General features: G+C 54.8%; 17 protein-coding genes. 14 read left to right on the top strand and 3 right to left on the bottom strand.

Features of this window, described 5'->3' with window-relative positions:
- Window positions 1-2: 2 nt before the first annotated feature.
- Genes DFR26_RS10195 through DFR26_RS10170 form a run of 6 tightly spaced genes read left to right on the top strand, consistent with a single transcriptional unit; the run spans window position 3 to window position 3,706 of the window.
- On the top strand, window positions 3-308 hold the full coding sequence (locus tag DFR26_RS10195; RefSeq protein ID WP_425453371.1) for a YcgL domain-containing protein: 306 nt from the start codon (window positions 3-5) through the stop codon (window positions 306-308).
- Window positions 301-630, top strand: coding sequence for a hypothetical protein (locus tag DFR26_RS10190; protein WP_116208858.1), 330 nt, complete (start codon window positions 301-303; stop codon window positions 628-630). Before DFR26_RS10195 ends, DFR26_RS10190 begins: the two co-directional genes overlap by 8 nt.
- Before the next feature lie 27 nt (window positions 631-657).
- On the top strand, window positions 658-1,503 hold the full coding sequence (locus tag DFR26_RS10185; RefSeq protein WP_116208857.1) for an AAA family ATPase: 846 nt from the start codon (window positions 658-660) through the stop codon (window positions 1,501-1,503).
- 20 nt (window positions 1,504-1,523) lie between these two features.
- Window positions 1,524-2,702 (top strand): vWA domain-containing protein, encoded by a 1,179-nt coding sequence (locus DFR26_RS10180; protein WP_116208856.1) that lies wholly within the window; start codon window positions 1,524-1,526, stop codon window positions 2,700-2,702.
- A 2-nt stretch (window positions 2,703-2,704) separates the two neighbouring features.
- Window positions 2,705-3,163 (top strand): DUF1499 domain-containing protein, encoded by a 459-nt coding sequence (locus DFR26_RS10175; protein WP_116208855.1) that lies wholly within the window; start codon window positions 2,705-2,707, stop codon window positions 3,161-3,163.
- 12 nt (window positions 3,164-3,175) lie between these two features.
- The gene (locus tag DFR26_RS10170) at window positions 3,176-3,706 is read left to right on the top strand and encodes a peroxiredoxin (RefSeq protein WP_116208854.1); all 531 of its coding nucleotides are present in this window, start codon (window positions 3,176-3,178) and stop codon (window positions 3,704-3,706) included.
- On the opposite strand, the gene DFR26_RS10165 is transcribed toward DFR26_RS10170, so the two are convergent.
- Complete coding sequence (locus DFR26_RS10165) at window positions 3,689-4,714, bottom strand: alpha/beta fold hydrolase (protein WP_181899051.1); 1,026 nt, start codon at window positions 4,712-4,714, stop codon at window positions 3,689-3,691. The two genes, DFR26_RS10170 and DFR26_RS10165, sit on opposite strands and share 18 nt — an antisense overlap.
- 39 nt (window positions 4,715-4,753) lie before the next feature.
- Between DFR26_RS10165 and DFR26_RS10160 the strand changes: the two genes are divergently transcribed.
- The 7 genes from DFR26_RS10160 to DFR26_RS10130 all read left to right on the top strand — a co-directional run bounded on the left by DFR26_RS10160 (window position 4,754) and on the right by DFR26_RS10130 (window position 15,719).
- A complete protein-coding gene (locus DFR26_RS10160; RefSeq protein WP_116208852.1) occupies window positions 4,754-6,496 on the top strand; it encodes a M61 family metallopeptidase in 1,743 nt (580 codons plus the stop codon).
- Between the two features lie 29 nt (window positions 6,497-6,525).
- A complete protein-coding gene (locus tag DFR26_RS10155) occupies window positions 6,526-8,184 on the top strand; it encodes an AMP-binding protein (protein WP_425453370.1) in 1,659 nt (552 codons plus the stop codon).
- A 100-nt stretch (window positions 8,185-8,284) separates the two neighbouring features.
- On the top strand, window positions 8,285-12,043 hold the full coding sequence (gene hrpA / locus DFR26_RS10150) for an ATP-dependent RNA helicase HrpA (RefSeq protein WP_116208850.1): 3,759 nt from the start codon (window positions 8,285-8,287) through the stop codon (window positions 12,041-12,043).
- A 122-nt stretch (window positions 12,044-12,165) separates the two neighbouring features.
- The gene (locus DFR26_RS10145) at window positions 12,166-13,287 is read left to right on the top strand and encodes a beta-ketoacyl-ACP synthase III (RefSeq protein ID WP_116208849.1); all 1,122 of its coding nucleotides are present in this window, start codon (window positions 12,166-12,168) and stop codon (window positions 13,285-13,287) included.
- Window positions 13,288-13,312: 25 nt separating this feature from the next.
- Window positions 13,313-14,029 carry an MlaA family lipoprotein gene (locus DFR26_RS10140; protein WP_116208848.1) on the top strand — a complete coding sequence of 239 codons (717 nt, stop codon included), beginning with the start codon at window positions 13,313-13,315 and terminating at the stop codon, window positions 14,027-14,029.
- Entirely contained in the window at window positions 14,029-15,213 is a 1,185-nt protein-coding gene (locus DFR26_RS10135; protein ID WP_116208847.1) for a PP2C family protein-serine/threonine phosphatase, read from the top strand. The genes DFR26_RS10140 and DFR26_RS10135 overlap by 1 nt, the downstream gene beginning before the upstream one ends.
- Window positions 15,214-15,215: 2 nt before the next feature.
- The gene (locus DFR26_RS10130; RefSeq protein WP_116208846.1) at window positions 15,216-15,719 is read left to right on the top strand and encodes an STAS domain-containing protein; all 504 of its coding nucleotides are present in this window, start codon (window positions 15,216-15,218) and stop codon (window positions 15,717-15,719) included.
- An 18-nt stretch (window positions 15,720-15,737) separates the two neighbouring features.
- On the opposite strand, the gene tal is transcribed toward DFR26_RS10130, so the two are convergent.
- Together tal and dusA are read right to left on the bottom strand one after the other, a co-directional pair.
- On the bottom strand, window positions 15,738-16,691 hold the full coding sequence (gene tal / locus DFR26_RS10125; protein WP_116208845.1) for a transaldolase: 954 nt from the start codon (window positions 16,689-16,691) through the stop codon (window positions 15,738-15,740).
- A gap of 2 nt (window positions 16,692-16,693) precedes the next feature.
- On the bottom strand, window positions 16,694-17,659 hold the full coding sequence (dusA, locus tag DFR26_RS10120) for a tRNA dihydrouridine(20/20a) synthase DusA (RefSeq protein WP_116208844.1): 966 nt from the start codon (window positions 17,657-17,659) through the stop codon (window positions 16,694-16,696).
- Between the two features lie 159 nt (window positions 17,660-17,818).
- Between dusA and DFR26_RS10115 the strand changes: the two genes are divergently transcribed.
- Entirely contained in the window at window positions 17,819-18,751 is a 933-nt protein-coding gene (locus DFR26_RS10115) for an MBL fold metallo-hydrolase (RefSeq protein WP_116208843.1), read from the top strand.
- Window positions 18,752-18,769 lie beyond the last annotated feature (18 nt).

Below are 18,769 nucleotides of genomic sequence, written 5' to 3'. Positions count from 1 at the left end.
CTGTGTTTTGTTCCATTTACAAAAGTCGAAAAAAAGATGAAATGTATCTTTACACGACACGCGCTGACGGTCTCACGCGTGTGCCGGACGTATTGATGCAGCAGTTTGGTGCGCCGGTACATGTCACCGACATCATGCTCTCGGCTCAGCGGCCTTTAGCGCGCGCTGATGTAACACAAGTGTTGGAGAAGATTCAGACGCAGGGGTTTTATTTGCAAATGCCGCCCGCGCGTGAGCCATGGCTTATCAACCCCGATCAAACGCCAGCATGGAGCCATCAGCGGCGAGAGGAAAAACACGATGACTGAGGCAGAAATCACGACGCTCATGTGGCCGGTGTATTTGCTGTCAGCAGGCGTGGTGTGGTGGCTGGCGAGCAGCTTGTTGTTGCGCGGCAGCAGTCGCGTGATGCGTTTGCTGCGGTTATTGTTGGGCGTGATGTTATTTACCCCGACATTAACCATGAGCAGTGGCCAATTAACGCTGCTGCCCACGGCAATTGCCGTCATTTTTGATCTAATGACCCACCAGGGTTCATTGAAATCGCTGTTACCGTGGTGTTTTGTCGCGGGTCTTGTGCTGAGCATTGATGCGCTAGTGCATTCAGAGTCGCCAAAAAACGACACCTAATTCAACGTTGAGCAGATAGGAATTGATATGCAATTTATTGGAACTGATCAGTACATCACCACGCCCGAGCTGACGCTGGCCGTAAACGCCGCAGTGACTTTGCAAAAGCCATTGCTCATTAAGGGCGAGCCGGGCACTGGCAAAACCTTGCTGGCCGAGCAGGTTGCTGAGGCCTTTGGTGTGCGACTGATTCAATGGCATATCAAGTCGACCACGAAGGCGCAGCAGGGTTTGTATGAGTACGATGCGGTGTCGCGTCTGCGCGATTCGCAGCTCGGTACTGAGCGCGTGCATGACATCAGCAATTACATTAAAAAGGGTAAGCTTTGGGAGGCGTTTGCCGCCGAGGAGCGCGTGGTATTGCTGATTGATGAGATCGACAAAGCCGATATTGAGTTCCCCAATGACTTGCTGACCGAGCTCGATAAAATGGAATTTTTTGTCTATGAGACCGGCGAGACCATCAAGGCTAAGCATCGTCCCATTGTCATCATTACCTCCAATAATGAAAAAGAGCTGCCCGATGCTTTCTTGCGCCGCTGCTTCTTTCACTACATCCAATTTCCCGATGCCGAGACCATGAAAGCCATTGTTGAGGTGCATCATGCCGGTATCAAAGGCGCGCTTTTGAAAGAAGCGTTGGATATTTTCTTTGACTTGCGCAAAGTGCCGGGTTTGAAGAAAAAGCCGACCACCTCGGAGCTCATCGACTGGTTAAAGCTGATTTTGTCCGATGATATCCCTGAAGATGTGCTGCGCAATCGCGACACCCGCAAGGCCATTCCGCCACTCTATGGCGCCTTGCTGAAAAACGAGGCCGATGTGGCATTGTTGGAGCGCTTGGCGTTTATGAACCGTCGTGAAAATGCCTAAGTGATGGCGGGAGAGTCGCCTTGTTAGTACATTTTTTTGAGACGCTGCGCAGCCACAAAGTGCCGGTGAGCATTCGTGAGCTGCTCGATCTCAATGCCGCGCTGAAAGCCGGCATGGTCTATGCCGACAGCGAGGCGTTTTATCAGCTCGCGAAAGTCTGCATGGTCAAAGACGAGCGCCATTACGACAAATTTGATCGCGCCTTTAAGGCATTTTTCGATGGCCTAGAAGGCGTCTCGGCTGAGCTGTTGAACAAAACCATTCCGGAAGACTGGTTGCGCAAAGAGCTGGAAAAACAGCTCTCGCCTGAGGAGTTGGCTGAGCTGCAAAAGTCAGGCTCGCTCGATGAGCTGATGAAAAAGTTCATGGAGCGTTTGCAGGAGCAAGAAAAGCGTCATCAAGGCGGTAATAAGATGATTGGCACCGGCGGTACCTCACCTTTTGGCGCCTATGGCGCTAATCCTGAGGGCATTCGCATGGCTGGGCCATCGCGCAATAAGTCCGCGGTGAAAGTCTGGGAAAAGCGCGATTTTCGTAACCTCGACGACAATGTTGAGCTCGGCATTCGTAATATCAAGCTCGCGCTGCGTCGGCTGCGGCGGTTTGCGCGGCAGGGCGCCGAAGAAATTCTCGACATCGATGACACCATTCGCCATACCGCCCACAATGCTGGCCTGCTCGATATTCGCCTGGTCGCTGAGCGTAAAAATCGCGTCAAGGTGCTGCTATTTTTCGATATTGGCGGTTCGATGGATCCGTATGTGCGCATTTGCGAAGAGCTTTTTTCGGCGGCCAAAACCGAGTTTAAGCATCTAGAGTTTTTCTATTTTCATAACTTCATTTATGAGTCCGTGTGGAAAAATAATATGCGCCGGCACAGTGAGCGCATCAGTATTTACGACATTATTCATAAATACGGCAGCGACTACCGCGTGATATTTGTTGGCGATGCCAGCATGTCGCCTTATGAAATTGCCTCCGTAGGTGGCTCGGTTGAGCATTTCAACGAAGAGCCGGGCGCGTTGTGGATGCAGCGCCTAACCAACCATTTTCAGAAAATTGTCTGGCTCAATCCTGAGCCGGAGAAGCACTGGAAGATGACGCAGTCGACGGAGATGACGCTCAAGCTCATCGAAGATCGAATGCACGCACTTACCCTAAAAGGCATCGAAGATGCGATGCGCTACTTGAGTAAATAATCATGAAAAAAATACTACTCGTTGCACTTGTTACGCTCAGCACCACAGCATCTGCTGGCCTGTTATCAGGTTCACGCCCCGATAACCTCGGCGTCAACGCCGAAGGCCGTTTAGCGCCACTGCCATCGGCGCCGCACGCCGTTGGTAGCCAAGCGCCTGAGGGCGACAAAAAAGCCATTGCGCCACTCATGGTCACTGGCGACAAAGGCACGTATATGGCCCGTTTAGCGGCTGTGGTGGCTGATATGCCCGGTGCGCAAGTGGTGCAGCAGGATGTCAGTTATGTGTATGCCGAGTTCACCACGTCATTGATGGGTTTTGTCGATGACGTGGAGTTTGCCATGCAGTCCGATGATCAACGCGTGGATGTGCGTTCGTCTTCACGCATTGGCTATTATGATTTTGATGCTAACCGTGACCGCATTGAGGCCATTCGCGCGGCCATGCAGGCGGCCAATTAAGCGAGGTATGTCATGCTTAAATCGTTCGTTATGGCTGTTGTGTGTGCGCTGAGTTTGCCCGCTCAGGCGATGTTGGCCGTGGGCTCGGCGGCACCGACGTTCTCACTGCCGGCGGCGCAGGCCGGCAAAGCCATTCACGTGGATGCGCGTGACATGCTGAAAAAAGGGCCGTTGGTGGTGTACTTCTACCCCGCGGCCTTTACGCCGGGCTGCAGCATTGAAGCAAAATTATTTGCCGAGTCCATGCCGGCGTTTGAAAAAGCCGGCGCGCAAGTCATTGGTATTTCGGGTGATGATCTCGAGACACTGAAGCGCTTTTCGGTTAGCCATTGCCAAGGGCGCTTTGCGGTGGCCGCCGATCAAGGCCTCCAGGTCGCTCGCCAATACCACGCGGCGAGCTCCTACGGCGGCAGTTACGCCTCGCGGGTATCTTATGTGATTGGCCGCGATGGCAAGGTGGTGTCGAGCTTAAGTGACTCCGGGCCGGCTGAGCACATCCGCCAATCCTTGGCATCCGTGCAGCAATTAGGCGTTGCCCGCTAACCACGCGGTAGGCTCTTGCGGCGCTTTCAGCTCGCAAGCTGGCTGTGCCACGCGCAATAGCGTGGCATCGAGCCAGCTCAGCAAGTCCTCATAGACTTCGTCTTTATTGGTCTCATGGAAGAGGTCGTGGCGTGCGCCTTCGTATATTTTCAGCGTCACATCGAGCAGGCCGGCGCTTTCTAACTTGTCATCGAGAATGGCGACATTGACGCCATCATGGCCGACGGGGTCTTTCGAGCCGGCAAACGAATAGACCGGCAAGTCTTTGCGGATTTTGCGCAAATTGCTCATACGTTGTGTGCGGCTCAAGCCTTCGAGCAGGTCACGCCAGAAGCCATTGGTGCAGGTGATGCCGCAGCGCGGGTCGTTGGTGTAGCGCTGCACAAAAGTGTTATCGCGCGAGAGCCAGTCGTAGCTGGTGCTGTCATTGCCAAAGGCTTTCGCGAATTTGCCGAAGGTGAGGGCGTGAATGATGGCGCTGCGTCCATTTTCGCCCTGACGCCAGCATTCGAGCTTGGCAAACCAATGTGCCGACCACGTAAACCACGGGGCTTCATAGTTGCTGCCTTCAAGCACCAGGGCATCAACGGTGTGCGAATGGCGTTCGGCGTAAGCGAGGCTGATAAATGAGCCCATGGAGTGGCCAAGTAAAATCCACGGGACATCGGGGTAGGTGGCTTTGCCGTGATGATTAACGCTGCGCATATCGGCGCAAACCGCTTCCCAATGCTGGGTTTCGCTGATCTCGCCAAGTGCGGCAATCGGCACCGACAAGCCATGGCTGCGATGATCATGCGCCATCACCGCATAGCCGGCGGCATTTAAGCGGGCGGCGGCATCGGCATAACAGCCACTGTGTTCTGACATGCCATGGGCAATATGCACCAGTGCTTTCGGGTGCTCAACCGGCCAATGCCGCAGCGGAATCTCATGGCCATCTTCGGCCAAAATAAAGCTCACGCCGTCGTATTCAGGGCTGCTGTGCTGTTGTCTGGTTTCGCGCATCATATATGCTGCCTCATCACTGATTATTGTTATGGAGGATTTATGCAGAACACGATTCATTATGGCGTGAGTTCTCTGCATCCTGCATCACATTATTTCGATATCTGCTTAACCATCGCCGAGCCTGACCCCGCCGGTCAAGTGCTGTGGCTGCCCGACTGGATTCCCGGCAGCTACATGATTCGCGACTTTTCGCGGCATCTCACGCCGCTACACGCATTCACGGCCGATGATCAGCCGGTGGCCATCACTGCGATCGATAAATCCTCGTGGCGTTGCGCGCCGGTCGAGGGCCTGCTGCGCGTGCGTTACCGTGTTTATGCTTGGGATATGTCGGTGCGCACCGCCTTGCTTGATCAATTCGGCGGTTTTTTTAATGGCACCTCGCTGTTTTTGGCGGTAAGCGGGCAGGAGCAGCGCCCAGTATCGGTGAGCATTGAGCGGCCAGTAGGTGCCGAGGCGTGGCGCGTGGCCACGACATTGCCGCGTGATGGCGCAGAGGCCTTAGGCTTCGGCGATTATTGCGCCGCCAATTACGATGAACTGATTGATCATCCAGTGGAGCTCGGCGTTTTCGACTACCTGCGTTTTGACATGGATGGCGTGCCGCATGCGCTGGCCGTGACTGGCGTGCATCGCGGTGATCTTGCGCGCTTAGTCAGTGACTTAAGGAAAATTTGCGCCACGCAAATCGCCTTTTTCCAAGACCCGGCGCCATTTAGCGAATACCTGTTTCTGCTTCGCGTGGTCGGCTCCGGCTATGGCGGCTTGGAGCATCGCAGCTCCACCAGCTTAATTTGTAACCGCGATGACCTGCCCAGCGCCAACGAGCCTGAGGCCCCGAGTGCCGGCTATACGCAGCTGTTGGGTCTGTGCAGCCATGAGTATTTTCATAGCTGGAATGTTAAACGCCTGAAACCCGATGTCATGGTTGCGCCGAATCTGCGCCAGCCCGCGCATACCGAGCTGCTCTGGTTTTTTGAGGGCATCACGTCCTATTACGACGATCAATTCTTGCTGCGCGCCGGTGTCATTGATGCGCCAGCCTATGCGGCGCTATTGAGTCAGCAGCTCAGTCGCTACGTGCAAACCCCGGGCCGCTCTGTGCAAACCGTCAGCGCATCGAGCTTTGATGCGTGGACCAAGTACTATCAGCAAAATGAAAATACGCCGCATGTGGTGGTCAGCTATTACATTAAAGGCGCGATCATTGCGCTGTGTTTAGACCTCATGTTGCGCACCCAGGGGCACAGTCTCGATGCCGTTATGCGTGCTTTATGGCAGCGTTTTGGTCGTTCGCAAGCGGGTATCTGTGCAGATGATATTCAAACAGCCATCACCGATTTGTTGGGCAGCTACGGTGAGGTATTTCTGCAGCAGGCCTTGCACAGCACGCAAGAGCTACCGTGGCAATGCTTGCTTGAGGATATCGGCGTGCAGGTCAAGCTCAGTAGCGCGCAGGCGGTGACGCTTGGCGTACGCACACAGGCCGGCGATGGTGGTGTGCTATTGCGCGTGGTGGATCCCGCCGGCCCAGCGGCGCAAGCGGGCCTATCGGCGGGCGATGTGGTGGTGGCCTTGGATCAGCGGCGCATCAGTGCGGCTAATTGGGATAAACGGCTAGCACAATATGCTGCCGGCGAGAGTGTCTCGGTGTATGCTTTCCGCCGTGATGAGTGGTTGGCCTGCACCTGCATCATTGCCGTTGCCGCCGCAGATACCTGCACGTTAGGTCTTTCCGATGACACTGATGCATGGCCACGTGTTTTAGCAGTTAACCATTAATAATAAAAAATGCTTGGAGCATGTTCATGTTGACGGATTTTTGGAAAGACAAATACCCGGAAAATATTCCCTTTCGCATTGATACGCAGGCCTATAGTTCCGTGCTTGAGGTGTTTCACGAGGCCTGCCACCGCTTTGCCGATGCGCCCGCGTTTTCCAATATGAGTTGCACGCTCACGTATGGTGATATTGATCGCTTAAGTGCTAATTTCGCGTCTTATATTCAGCATCACACCAACTTACAAGCCGGCGATCGCATTGCCGTGCAAATGCCCAATGTCTTGCAATACCCGGTGGTGGTTTTCGGTGCCATGCGCGCCGGCCTCGTGGTGGTCAATACCAACCCGCTCTACACCGAGCGCGAGATGCTGCATCAATTCAATGATTCTGGCGCCAAGGCCCTGGTGGTGCTATCGAACTTTGGTGCTATGGCCCAAGCGGTGGTGGGGCAGACCGGCATTGAGCAGGTCATTGTCACCGATTTAGCCGATATGCTGCCGGCACCGAAGCGCTGGCTGGTCAATGCGGCGGTCAAACACATTAAAAAAATGGTGCCCGAGTACGCCTTGCCCGGCTCGATTATGCTGAATAAAGCATTGGCAAAAGGCCGTGCCCGCCCACCGGTCGATCACACCGCGAGCCCCGATGAATTAGCGGTGCTGCAATACACGGGTGGCACCACGGGCTTGTCGAAAGGCGCCATGCTTACCAATGCCAACCTAGTGGCCAACCTGCTGCAGATTCGCGCTGTGCTGACCTCCACATTTGAGCCCGGCAAAGAGATCATGATTGCGCCATTGCCGCTCTATCATATCTTCGCCTTTACGGTGTGCTGCCTCGGCATGATGGAGCTCGGCGGCCACACGGTATTGATCACCAACCCGCGTGATATCCCGGCGTTTGTGAAAGAGTTGGGGCAATGGCGCTTTACTGCCATGGCCGGCCTCAACACATTGTTTGTCTCGCTGATGAACAACGAAGATTTCCATAAACTCAGTTTTAAAGCGCTCAAACTCACCGTAGCCGGCGGCATGGCCATGCAAATCAAGCCTGCTGAGCAATGGGAGGAGATCACCGGCTGCAAAATTTGCGAAGGCTTTGGCATGACCGAGACCTCGCCAGTGGTCACGCTCAATCCGTTATCGCGCATCCAGCTCGGCACCATTGGCATGCCGGTGCCAAGCACCGAGCTCAAAATCATTTCCGATGACGGCGAAGATCTGCCGCTCGGTGAGGCAGGTGAGCTCTGTGTGCGCGGCCCGCAGGTCATGAAGGGCTATTGGCAGCGGCCAGAAGCGACTGCCGAGACCATTACGGCAGATGGCTGGTTGAAAACGGGCGATGTGGCGGTGATTCAGCCCGATGGTTATTTGCGCATTGTCGATCGTAAAAAGGACATGATTTTAGTCTCCGGCTTCAATGTCTACCCGAATGAGATTGAAGACGTGGCGGCGAGTCATGCCGGCGTCTTGGAGGCTGCTGCGGTGGGCATTCCGGATGAAAAATCGGGCGAGGTCGTGAAGCTATTTGTGGTGCGTAAAGATCCTGCCCTCAGCGAAGATGAGCTGATGTCGCATTTGCGCGCCAACTTAACGGGCTACAAAGTGCCGCGCTCCATTGCCTTCCGTGCCGATTTGCCGAAAACCAATGTTGGTAAAATTTTGCGCCGCGAGTTGCGCGATCAGTAAACGCTGGCGCATCGGCTAGCAACGAAAAAAAGGGTAGCATGTGCTGCTCTTTTTTTTGCTCCGCTATCCGCGAAGCATCACCACGTGATGAGGTCGTGTTTTGTCCCAGCCGGTTGTTCCTGCGCGTTTAATTCCCGAGACTATTGATTGGTCTGCTGACCTGCCGGTACTCGCTGAGCGCGAGCGCTTGCAGGCGGCGATTGAGCGCCATCAAGTGATTATTGTGGCGGGCGAGACCGGCTCGGGTAAAACCACGCAGCTACCTAAAATCTGCCTCGCGGCGGGGCGTGGTCGGGCAGGCATGATCGGTCATACGCAGCCGCGCCGAATTGCCGCGCGCACCGTAGCGCAACGTATTGCGGATGAACTGGGCACGCCGCTGGGCCAGGGCGTCGGCTTTAAAGTGCGCTTTAGCGACCACACAGCCGCGCAAACTTACCTCAAAGTGATGACCGACGGCGTCTTGCTCGCCGAGCTTGCACGCGATCGTCTGTTGCGTGCCTACGACACGCTGATTATTGACGAGGCGCATGAGCGCAGCCTAAACATCGACTTTTTGCTTGGCTTTTTGAAAACGCTGCTGCCTAAGCGCCCGGATTTGCGCGTCATCATTACCTCGGCCACCATCGATGTGGCGCGCTTTAGTCAGCACTTTACCGATGCGCCGGTGTTTATTGTTGAGGGCCGAAGTTATCCGGTCGAGATGGTCTATGCGCCGATCAGTCTTGAGCCGTCGGCTGGCAATGAAGACGATGGCTATGAGCTCATCGAAGAGGCCTTGCCGCGCGCGGTGGTGGAGGCTGTAGACCGCTGCATCGCCTATGAGCGCGAGCACAAACGTTCCAGCGGCGATATTTTGGTGTTTGCCAGCAGCGAGCGCGAAATTCGTCAACTTGCTGAGAATCTGCGCCGCTTTGGCCCGCCGCATTGCGAGATCTTGCCGCTGTATTCGCGCTTATCGGTGGCAGAGCAACAGAAGGTATTTTCGCGCGGAGCGGGGCGGCGCATTGTCATTGCCACCAACGTTGCTGAAACCTCGCTCACCGTGCCCAATATTCACTTTGTTATTGATCCCGGCTTTGCCCGCATCAGCCGCTATTCGTATCGCTCGAAGGTGCAGCGCTTGCCCATTGAGGCGGTTTCGCAGGCCAGTGCCAATCAGCGCGCTGGTCGCTGTGGTCGGATTGCGCCGGGCCTTTGTATTCGGCTCTATAGCGAGGCCGATTTTATCAGCCGCCGCGAGTTTACTGACCCTGAGATTCAGCGGACAAATTTGGCTGCCGTGATTTTGCAAATGCAGCTGCTCAAGCTCGGCAACATCGATGATTTTCCGTTTTTAGATCGGCCCGATAGCCGCTTGGTCAACGATGGTCTGCGCCTGCTCGATGAGCTCGGTGCGCTCGATAGCAGTTTGCGCATCACGTCAGTGGGCCGACAAATCGCCCAGCTGCCGCTCGATCCGAGACTCGCGCGCATGGTCATCGCTGCGGCGCCCTTGGGCGCGCTGCATGAAGTGTTGGTGATTGTTGCGGCGCTCTCGGTACAAGATCCGCGTGAGCGCCCACACGACAAGCAGCAGGCCGCCGATGAGCGTCACGCGCAATTTCGCCATGAAGACTCCGACTTTTTATTTTTCGTGAATCTTTGGCAGGTCTTGGCTGAGCAAAAATCGGCGCTCACCGAGCGTCAGCGCCGCGAATTTGCCCGCAAGCATTTTCTCTCGTGGATGCGCTTGCGCGAATGGCGCGAGACCTATCGTCAGCTCACCCAGCAATGCGAGCGCATGGGCTTGAAAATCAATCAGCAAGCCGCGCCCTATGAGCCCGTGCATCGCGCCATGCTTACCGGTCTGCTCTCGCAGATAGCCCATAAAACCGATGAGCGCGAATACTTAGCGCCGCGCAATCAGAAGGCCTTAATTTTTCCCGGCTCCGTGCTCAGTAAAAAAGGCTCCCCGTGGATTATGGCGGCGGAGTTGGTGGAGACCCACCGCGTGTATTTGCGCATGGTCGCGAAAATCACGCCAGAATGGATTGAGCATATTGCGCAGCCCTGGCTCAAGCGCAGCTATGCCGAGCCGCATTGGCGGCGCAAGCAAGGCCGGGTAATGGCCTATGAACAGTCGGCGCTCTTTGGCTTGATTTTACATTCGCGGCGCTTAGTCAATTACGAGCCGATTGCCAAACCTGAGGCGCGTGAAATTTTCATTCGCGATGCGCTAGTAACCGGCGACATCAGCATTAAAGCGGCGTTTTTGCAGCATAACCAAGCGCTCATCGACGATGTTACGCGCATTGAAGACAAAACCCGGCGGCGCGATTTATTGGTCGATGAGCACACGCTTTTTAGCTTTTATGAGCAACGCATCCCCGCCGATGTCGCCAGCCAGAAAACCTTTGAAGACTGGCGTCATCGCATTGAAAAAAGTCAGCCACAGGTGTTGTTTCTGACCGCCGAGGAAGTCCTGGCGCGCGCCGCCGATGAGCATACCGAGACTGACTTTCCCGACACCATGGCGATTGCCGGTCATGGCTTAGCGCTGAGCTATCACTTTGAGCCAGGACACGATGATGATGGCGTGACTTTGCGCATTCCCGCGGGGTTATTGCATGAGGTCAGCGAGGAGCGCTTGGATTGGCTGGTGCCGGGCTTAGTGACCGATAAAGTTGAGGCGCTGCTGCGTGGGCTGCCCAAGGCGTATCGTCGCCAGCTCGTGCCATTGCCCGATACCGCACGCCAGCTCATGGATCAGCTGAGCTTTGCTGAGGGCAGCTTAATTTCAGCGCTGTCGGCGGCATTGCGCCAACGCGGGGTAGTGATTGAGCGAGCCATTTGGGCTGAAGTCGCGCTGGCACCGCATTTTCTCGTCAATATGGCGGTGATTGGTGCGAGTCGCCAAGTCTTGGCCAAGGGCCGTGATCTCGCGCGTTTGCGCGCTTTGCTGGCACGCCAACCCGAGGCTGCCACTGGCAGTGCGCCGGAGACTCGCCGCCAATGGGAGCGCTCAGGGATTAGCAAATGGGACTTTCCCGACTTGCCCGAGGCCATTGATACCGATGTCGATGGCCTGCCAGCACGCGCCTATCCGGCTTTGCAGCTGGGCCCACAGGGCTTGGCGCTGAAGCTCATGGCCAATGCCGCGCAGGCGCAACGTGCACATGAAATGGGCGTGGCGGAGCTCTTACGACAAGCCTGTGCCAGTGAGCAAAAAACCATTGCCGCCGCCATGAAAAAATCACCGGGCTTGCTCTTACAGTCGGCAAAATGGCTTGCGCCTGCAGCACTTGAGCAACAGTTTATGCTGGGTATTATTGCGCAACTATTAGCCGATGACCTGCCACGCACGCATAGCGATTTTCAGCAAATACTGCCGCGCATTCGTGCGCGTTTGGTGCCAACTGCCTTGACACTTTTGCCATGCGTGAGCGCTATTTATCGCTTGGCACATGAGGCTTATCGGCAGCTCGATTCGCTTACCCAACCAGTGTATTCATTGGCTGTAAAAGATATGCAGTGTCAACTCGATGCGTATGATTTTGCTGGCTTTATGCAGCATTGGCCAGTGTCACGTTGGCAGCATTATGAGCGCTATTTGCAGGCCTTATCGATGCGTTTGGAGAAGCTGCCGCATAACGTTGTGCGCGATGATCGTGCCAGTGCAGAGTTACAGGCGCTTTGGCAGCAATGGACAGCCTTGTTGGAGCGGACCGAGGCGCGCGGTGGCGATAGTGAGGCGCTTGCTGTGTATCGCTGGTTGCTTGAGGAGTATCGTATTTCGTTATTTGCACAACCAATGAAAACGGCTGAGCCAGTTTCCGCAAAACGCTTAAGTAAGCTTTGGCAGACATTAACGCAGTAAGCGCTGTTATTTATTTAGTCGCATCGATCGTGGTATGCGTTAGCGCGCTGAGATACACTGATTTATGTTTTTAATTATTCAAGCCATATTTTCTGGCATTTTATGTGTGTTTTGAGGGCGTTATGCAAAAAGTAGTAATCAGCGGTACCGGCTTGTTTACGCCTAGCGAGTCGGTTTCAAATGCCGAGCTTGTGACTTCATTTAATGCCTATGTTGAGCGATACAACGCCAGCTATGCCGATGCTATTTCACGAGGCGAAGTGACTGCACTCGCGCCTTCGAGTGTTGAGTTTATTGAGAAGGCCTCGGGTATCAAGTCGCGTTACGTCATCAATAAATCGGGCGTTATTGACCCCGAGCGCATGTATCCAGTGATTCCTGAGCGCGCCAACGACGAGCTGGGTATTCAGGCTGAGATTGGCGTTGCCGCCGTGCGTGATGCGCTGGCGAATGCCGGCAAAACGGTTGCCGATATCGACGGCATCATCGTGGCTTGCTCCAATATGCAGCGCGCTTATCCGGCGGTGGCGATTGAAATTCAGCAAGCCTTGGGTGCCGGCGGCTTTGCTTACGATATGAATGTGGCGTGCTCCTCAGCCACGTTTGGCTTGCAGGCAGCGGTTGATGCCGTGCGTGGTGGCTCAGCGCGCTGCATGATTGTCGTTAGCCCAGAAATTACCTCGGCACATTTAGAATGGCGCGATCGCGATTGCCATTTCATTTTTGGTGATGTGGCCACGGCGATAGTGGTCGAGGCGGCCGATACCTGCCAAGTCGATGGTGCCTTTGAGGTGCTCGGTACGCGCTTACACACGCAATTCTCATCGGCTATTCGTAATAATTTTGGCTTTTTAAACCGCTGTGACGCCTCCGGTGTTGATGCCCGTGACAAGCTCTTTAAGCAAGAAGGGCGCAAAGTCTTTAAGGAAGTCTGCCCCATGGTTGCCGAGCAAATTCTCGCGCACAGCGGCGATTGCGGTTTATCGGTGCCAGACTTGAAGCGTTTGTGGTTGCATCAGGCCAACCTCAGCATGAATGAGTTGATCGCCAAACGGGTATTGGGTCGTGAATTTAATCGCACCGATGCGCCGGTTATTTTAGATGAGTTTGCCAACACCAGTTCGGCGGGGTCGATTATTGCATTTCATCGGCACCGAGAGGACTTTGCGGTGGGAGACGCTGGCGTGATTTGCTCATTCGGCGCCGGATATTCGATTGGTAGCGTTGTGGTTCGGCGCTGCTAACGATTGCATTACAAGGATTTAGCTCATGATGACTCGATTATTACTGGCTGCGTGCGCCTGTGTTGCGTTACTACCATCTGCTGCTGTTGCCGAAAGCAGTGACCCGTGGGAGGGTTTTAACCGCGGCGTGTATCGCTTCAATGATGTCATTGATCGTTATGTGGCAAAACCTGCTGCTCAAGCCTACCAAGCCATAACGCCTCAGCCTGTCGATGACGGCATTAGCCGGTTTTTAAACAACTTGTTGTCGCCCATCACCTTGGTCAATGAGCTTCTGCAAGGCAAGCCTGCAGCGGCGGCAGCTACCATGTCGCGCTTGATGTTTAACACCACCCTTGGCCTGGGCGGGTTCTTTGATGTTGGCGCCAAAATGGGCATGCCACGCACGAATGAAGACTTCGGTCAGACCCTAGCCGTTTGGGGCGTTGGTCAGGGGCCCTATATAATGTTGCCTTTGCTTGGGCCAAGCACGGTACGCGACTTCTTTGGACGCTTTGCGGATGCCCCAGCCGACCCTCGCGCACACATCAGCCGCGATGCCGCTTATGGCATCTTAGGCCTAAACTTACTCGATACACGCGCTGATTTACTTTCAGCTGAACGCCTCGTGGAAGGCGACCGCTACCGCTTTATTCGTGAGTATTACCTGCAAACGCGCGCTTTTGATATCGCCGATGGCGTGGTGGAGTCTGATCCCTTTTTAGATGATAGCTTCGGTCCTGAGACTGGACCTGCCGAATAATGAAATATGTGCCACCAGGACCTGTCCTGGTTATTGAGGGCGATGAATCTCAAACGCGCCGGCTCAGTGAGTGGCTGCGCCAAGATGGCCATACCGTTCATATGGCTGCCGATGCCGATAGTGGCTTGGTGCTAGCCAAACAGCTTGAGCCATCGTTGGTCTTGGGTGAGCTGAACCAGCCCACCGCGACTGGCATGTCCCTGCTGCGAGCACTATTGGATGATTTGCCCGAAACATCGCTGATTGTGGTGACCGAGTCTGCCACGCTTGACCAAGCTGTATCGGCATTGCAAGAGGGCGCCAGTGACTTCCTGGTGAAGTCCATGCTCAATGAAGATATTCTGCATTTATCTGTGCAACGTGCTTTAGAGCGGCGCTCATTGCGACTTGAGAACCAGCATTACCGCGCCGCGTTAGAAGACAGCAATGCGCGATTGCAAAAAAGCTTACAGCTACTCGAGTACGATCAGCGCGCTGGCCGTCAGGTACAAAGTAAATTACTGCCCCCAACGCCACACGAAACCAATGGCTTAACGCTCAGTCATGTCATTTTGCCGTCGCTGTATTTGTCGGGTGACTTTGTTGATTACTTCAGCCTAGGGCCAGGCCGTACGGCGTTTTACTTGGCGGATGTCTCAGGTCATGGCGCCTCAAGCGCTTTTGTTACGGTATTTTTGAAGACCCTGACAAACCGCATCCGCCGACATTTTGAGAAGCGCACCAAGGTCTCGCTGCTGTCACCAGCTAAGCTCATGCATGCCATGAATGAAGAACTTCGTGCCTTGGAAACCGGCAAGCATCTCACCGTATTTTGTGGCGTTATTGACACCACAAATAACACCTTAACCTACGCTCTGGCTGCGCATTATCCACCGGCATTTTTATGCCAACATGGTGAGGTCACGCCGTTGGTGGGCAGTGGTTTGCCGCTGGGCTTATTTGCTGATGCGCAATTTGAAGAGCATGAGATCGCTTTAGCGCCGCAATTTTCCATTATCGCGCTTTCCGATGGTATCCTAGAGATTATGCCAACGGGTGATTTGCCCAGTAAAGAAGCGCTACTTCAGGCGCACGTTGCTGCTGCTACACATGATTTTGAGGCCTTAAACATGCGCTTAGGTTTGCCCTCTGCAAAAGACCTGCCCGATGATATTGCGCTACTGATGATTACGCGCGACGAGTGACCATGGACGCCTGCAAGATGCAATACGCCGTGCTCAACGGCACGTATGTTTTAAAACTCGTTGGTGACGTGCGCGTGCCCACGTGCACGGCGTTAGAAACGTTCGTTGAGCAACATATCAAACACGACGAAGCGCTTCGTGCGGTCCTCATTGATCTCACGGCCACCGAATCCATTGATTCCACCGCGTTGGGCTTATTGGCGCGCATTGCGGTTGTGCTGAAGCAACGTGGCCTGGGTCGGCCAGTGCTACTGTGCATTAATCCCGATATTGAGCGCATTTTATTAAGCATGGGCTTCAACACCGTGTTTCGTATGTTGCACACCACATCGGCACTGAGCAGCGGCTTAGATGAGCTGCCGAGCAGCGGAGATATTAGTGAGGATGCGGTTGCGCAGCAGGTCATTGACGCGCACCGCACACTGATGAGCTTGAACGAGTCCAATTCGCAGGCGTTTCGCAGTTTGGTCGATGCCCTCGAGAGTGAGAAGCGCTGCCGCGATTAAGCGCCAGCGCGGCCGCGTTTAATGCGCGAGCTTTGCTAGCAAGACTATCTCAAGCTTTTCCAAATCAGCCGCAAATAATCGAATACCTTCGGCGAGCTTTTCGGTAGCCATGGCATCATTATTGAGCTGCCAGCGAAATTGCGCCTCGGTCAGCGCCGCCAGGCGCGGGCGTGGGTTGACCTGCTCAGCACTGAGCTGCGCGAACAGCGCCTCAGACTCCAGAGCCAGCGCATCAAGCAACGCAGGCCCAATGGTGAGTTTGTCGCATCCAGCGAGTGCGCGGATTTCGCCGGTATTGCGAAAGCTCGCGCCCATCACAATAGTCTCGTGGCCAACGGCCTTGTAGTAATCATAAATGGCTTTTACCGAGCACACGCCCGGGTCAGTCGTTGGCGTGTAAGTCTCACCAGTTTTCGCGGCGTACCAATCCAGGATGCGCCCAACAAATGGTGAAATTAAGGTGGCATTGGCCTCGGCCGCTGCTTGTGCCTGCGCGAAACTAAATAGCAACGTAAGGTTGCAGCAAATACCTTCTTGTTCGAGTAAGCGGGCGGCGCAAATGCCTTCCCAGGTACTGGCGATTTTCACCAATACGCGCTCGCGGCCAACGCCCAACGCACGGTATTGCGCAATGACGCGTCGTGCTTGCGCAAGCGTGGCGGCGATATCAAATGAGTAGCGCGCATCGACCTCTGTCGAAATCACACCAGGAATATGCTTGAGAATCTCCGCGCCAAAAGCAACCGAGACAGCCTCAAGCGCCGCCGGTAATTGCTCGGCTGTTGGCCGCTGTTTAATCGGGGCCAAGGCCTGATTGATCAGTGCCGCGTACTGTGGCGTATTGGCCGCTTTTAAAATCAGCGAGGGGTTGGTCGTGGCATCGACCGGCTTCAGGCGGATGATGCTATCGATGTCGCCGGTGTCGGCAACCACCGTCGTGCAAGCCATTAATTGTTCTAGTGGGTTGGCCATGTTCAGTGTTCTCCAGTGGCAGCAAGCGCCGCCTGTAATGCTTCAAGCCCAGCATCTGGGGCTAAATTGCTCAACATTTGGCGATAACGCCGGCCGCCGGCTTGGCCATGAAATAGGCCCAAAATATGCCGCGTCATCTGTTTCAGTGGCACACCATCGGCCAGTTCACGCGCCACAAATGGCTCATAAGCACGAATAATATCGCCGCGTGATGGTAGCTCAGTGGTGCCCCACAAGCGTTGTGCCTCGACCAATAGGTAGGGATTTTGATAGGCCTCACGACCAATCATCACGCCATCGGTATGTTGCCAATGCTGGGCAATCTCAGCCACGGTTTTAATGCCGCCATTGATTTCGACGGTCAGATTTGGCCTTAGCGCTTTCAGGCGATAGACATCATCGTAGCGCAGCGGTGGCACCTCACGATTTTCCTTCGGGCTCAAGCCCGCCAAAATGGCAATGCGCGCATGCACAATAAAGTGCTGACAGCCTTGCGCAGCGACCGTATCAACAAAATTAAGTAGGTCGTCAATGTGCTCGAGGCCATCAATGCCTATGCGGTGCTTGACTGTCACCGGCACGCGCACGGCGGCTTGCATGGCGGCTAATGCATCGGCGACATGAGCCGGCTCAGCCATTAAACAAGCACCAATGCGGCCTTGCTGAACACGGTCCGACGGGCAGCCAACATTGAGGTTGATCTCGTCGTAGCCCCAGTCTTCACCGAGCTTGGCACAATGCACTAGATCGTTGATATCGCTGCCACCGAGTTGCAGCGCAATCGGGTGCTCGAGTGCTTCAAAGCGCAAGTGGCGGGGAATATCACCAAAAACCAAGGCCTGTGTGGTGACCATTTCGGTGTAAAGCCGCGCCTGGGGACTGCATAGGCGCAAAAAATTGCGCGCATGGCGCGTGGTCCAATCCATCATGGGCGCAACAGAGAGCAATTTTGGTGGGGTGTTCATCATGTTTTGTGTGTCTGAACCTTGATATGCGGGGATATAAAAGGCAGAGCTTACTAGACTTTGCGCGTCAATTTAGGCTTAGCGATAAGCAAATGGTCAAACTTATTGCGTCGACATGCTAAGGTCGTTTGCCCTTAACGAAAACAAAAAAACGGAGTGTCTATGTGGCGTTGGACTCGATGGTTGCTGATCGTAGTACTTGTTTTATTCGGTAGCAGCTTTTTGCCGTGGTCGATCTCACCGCAGTCCGTGACTTTGCCCGATAGACTCCCTGCGGCTTCACCGCCCGAGTCCATGCGCGTGAGCGCGCTTCCCACCGGTGTCATGCATTCATCGGCCATGCTGGCATTTCGCGGCGGCAATCCTATGGAGCCCCGCGACTTCAGCATGACCGCCGTATTAGTCCAACATCCACGCGGCGATTTGCTGATTGATACGGGCTTTGGTCGTGAGGTTGATGCACAGGTCAAGCTGCTACCATTGCTCATGCAGCTCACCACCGAGTATGACAAAGGCACGCCTGTTGCCGATCAGCTCAGCGCCGCGGCTTATGACATCAATAGTTTAGCGGGCGTGGTGCTGACACACGCGCATTGGGACCATGTTAGTGGTCTCGATAGCCTGCCAAAAACGCCGATATTGGTGCCGAGCTCGGAGCAGGCCTTTATTGCCAGCGGTCACGAGGCCTCGCAATTGGCCCAGCAGCTCACGGCAGGGCGCTTAAAAAGCTATGCCTTTACCGACAAGCCTTACTTAGGTTTTGCCCAGCAGTTTGATGTCTGGGGCGATGGCAGTGTGGTGTTAGTGCCCGCGCCCGGGCATTCGCCGGGATCGGTGTTGGTGTTTTTGAGCTTGCCCTCGGGTCAACGCTTGGCATTACTGGGCGATTTGGTTTGGCAGCTTGATGGCATTACTGAGCTGGCCGAAAAGCCTTGGATTGCGCGCAGGCTTATTGATGAGGATACCGATGCGGTGCGCCAGGGACTGAGCCATGTGGTGGCAATTGCGCAGCAGTTTCCACAGATCACCTTCATTCCTGCCCATGATCCGCAAGCCATGGCGACGTTGCCGGTGTATCCCGAGACACTGCGCTAAAACTCAGTCCGCCTTGAT

The sequence above is a fragment of the Paraperlucidibaca baekdonensis genome, from assembly GCF_003387535.1.
Lineage (GTDB): Bacteria > Pseudomonadota > Gammaproteobacteria > Pseudomonadales > Moraxellaceae > Perlucidibaca > Perlucidibaca baekdonensis.
The sequence above is the reverse complement of the archived record's forward strand: the minus strand, read 5'-3'. Positions and strand labels throughout refer to the sequence as shown.

What these genes read in the sequence shown, in the direction of transcription:
- DFR26_RS10185 (WP_116208857.1), top strand. Translation starts at nt 658, where the DNA reads ATGCAATTTATTGGAACTGATCAGTACATCACCACGCCCGAGCTGACG.
- DFR26_RS10160 (WP_116208852.1), top strand. Translation starts at nt 4,754, where the DNA reads ATGCAGAACACGATTCATTATGGCGTGAGTTCTCTGCATCCTGCATCA.
- DFR26_RS10170 (WP_116208854.1), top strand. Translation starts at nt 3,176, where the DNA reads ATGCTTAAATCGTTCGTTATGGCTGTTGTGTGTGCGCTGAGTTTGCCC.
- DFR26_RS10145 (WP_116208849.1), top strand. Translation starts at nt 12,166, where the DNA reads ATGCAAAAAGTAGTAATCAGCGGTACCGGCTTGTTTACGCCTAGCGAG.
- DFR26_RS10135 (WP_116208847.1), top strand. Translation starts at nt 14,029, where the DNA reads ATGAAATATGTGCCACCAGGACCTGTCCTGGTTATTGAGGGCGATGAA.
- dusA (WP_116208844.1), bottom strand. Translation starts at nt 17,659, where the DNA reads ATGATGAACACCCCACCAAAATTGCTCTCTGTTGCGCCCATGATGGAT.
- tal (WP_116208845.1), bottom strand. Translation starts at nt 16,691, where the DNA reads ATGGCCAACCCACTAGAACAATTAATGGCTTGCACGACGGTGGTTGCC.
- DFR26_RS10165 (WP_181899051.1), bottom strand. Translation starts at nt 4,714, where the DNA reads ATGATGCGCGAAACCAGACAACAGCACAGCAGCCCTGAATACGACGGC.
- DFR26_RS10130 (WP_116208846.1), top strand. Translation starts at nt 15,216, where the DNA reads ATGGACGCCTGCAAGATGCAATACGCCGTGCTCAACGGCACGTATGTT.
- DFR26_RS10190 (WP_116208858.1), top strand. Translation starts at nt 301, where the DNA reads ATGACTGAGGCAGAAATCACGACGCTCATGTGGCCGGTGTATTTGCTG.
- DFR26_RS10175 (WP_116208855.1), top strand. Translation starts at nt 2,705, where the DNA reads ATGAAAAAAATACTACTCGTTGCACTTGTTACGCTCAGCACCACAGCA.
- DFR26_RS10115 (WP_116208843.1), top strand. Translation starts at nt 17,819, where the DNA reads ATGTGGCGTTGGACTCGATGGTTGCTGATCGTAGTACTTGTTTTATTC.
- DFR26_RS10140 (WP_116208848.1), top strand. Translation starts at nt 13,313, where the DNA reads ATGATGACTCGATTATTACTGGCTGCGTGCGCCTGTGTTGCGTTACTA.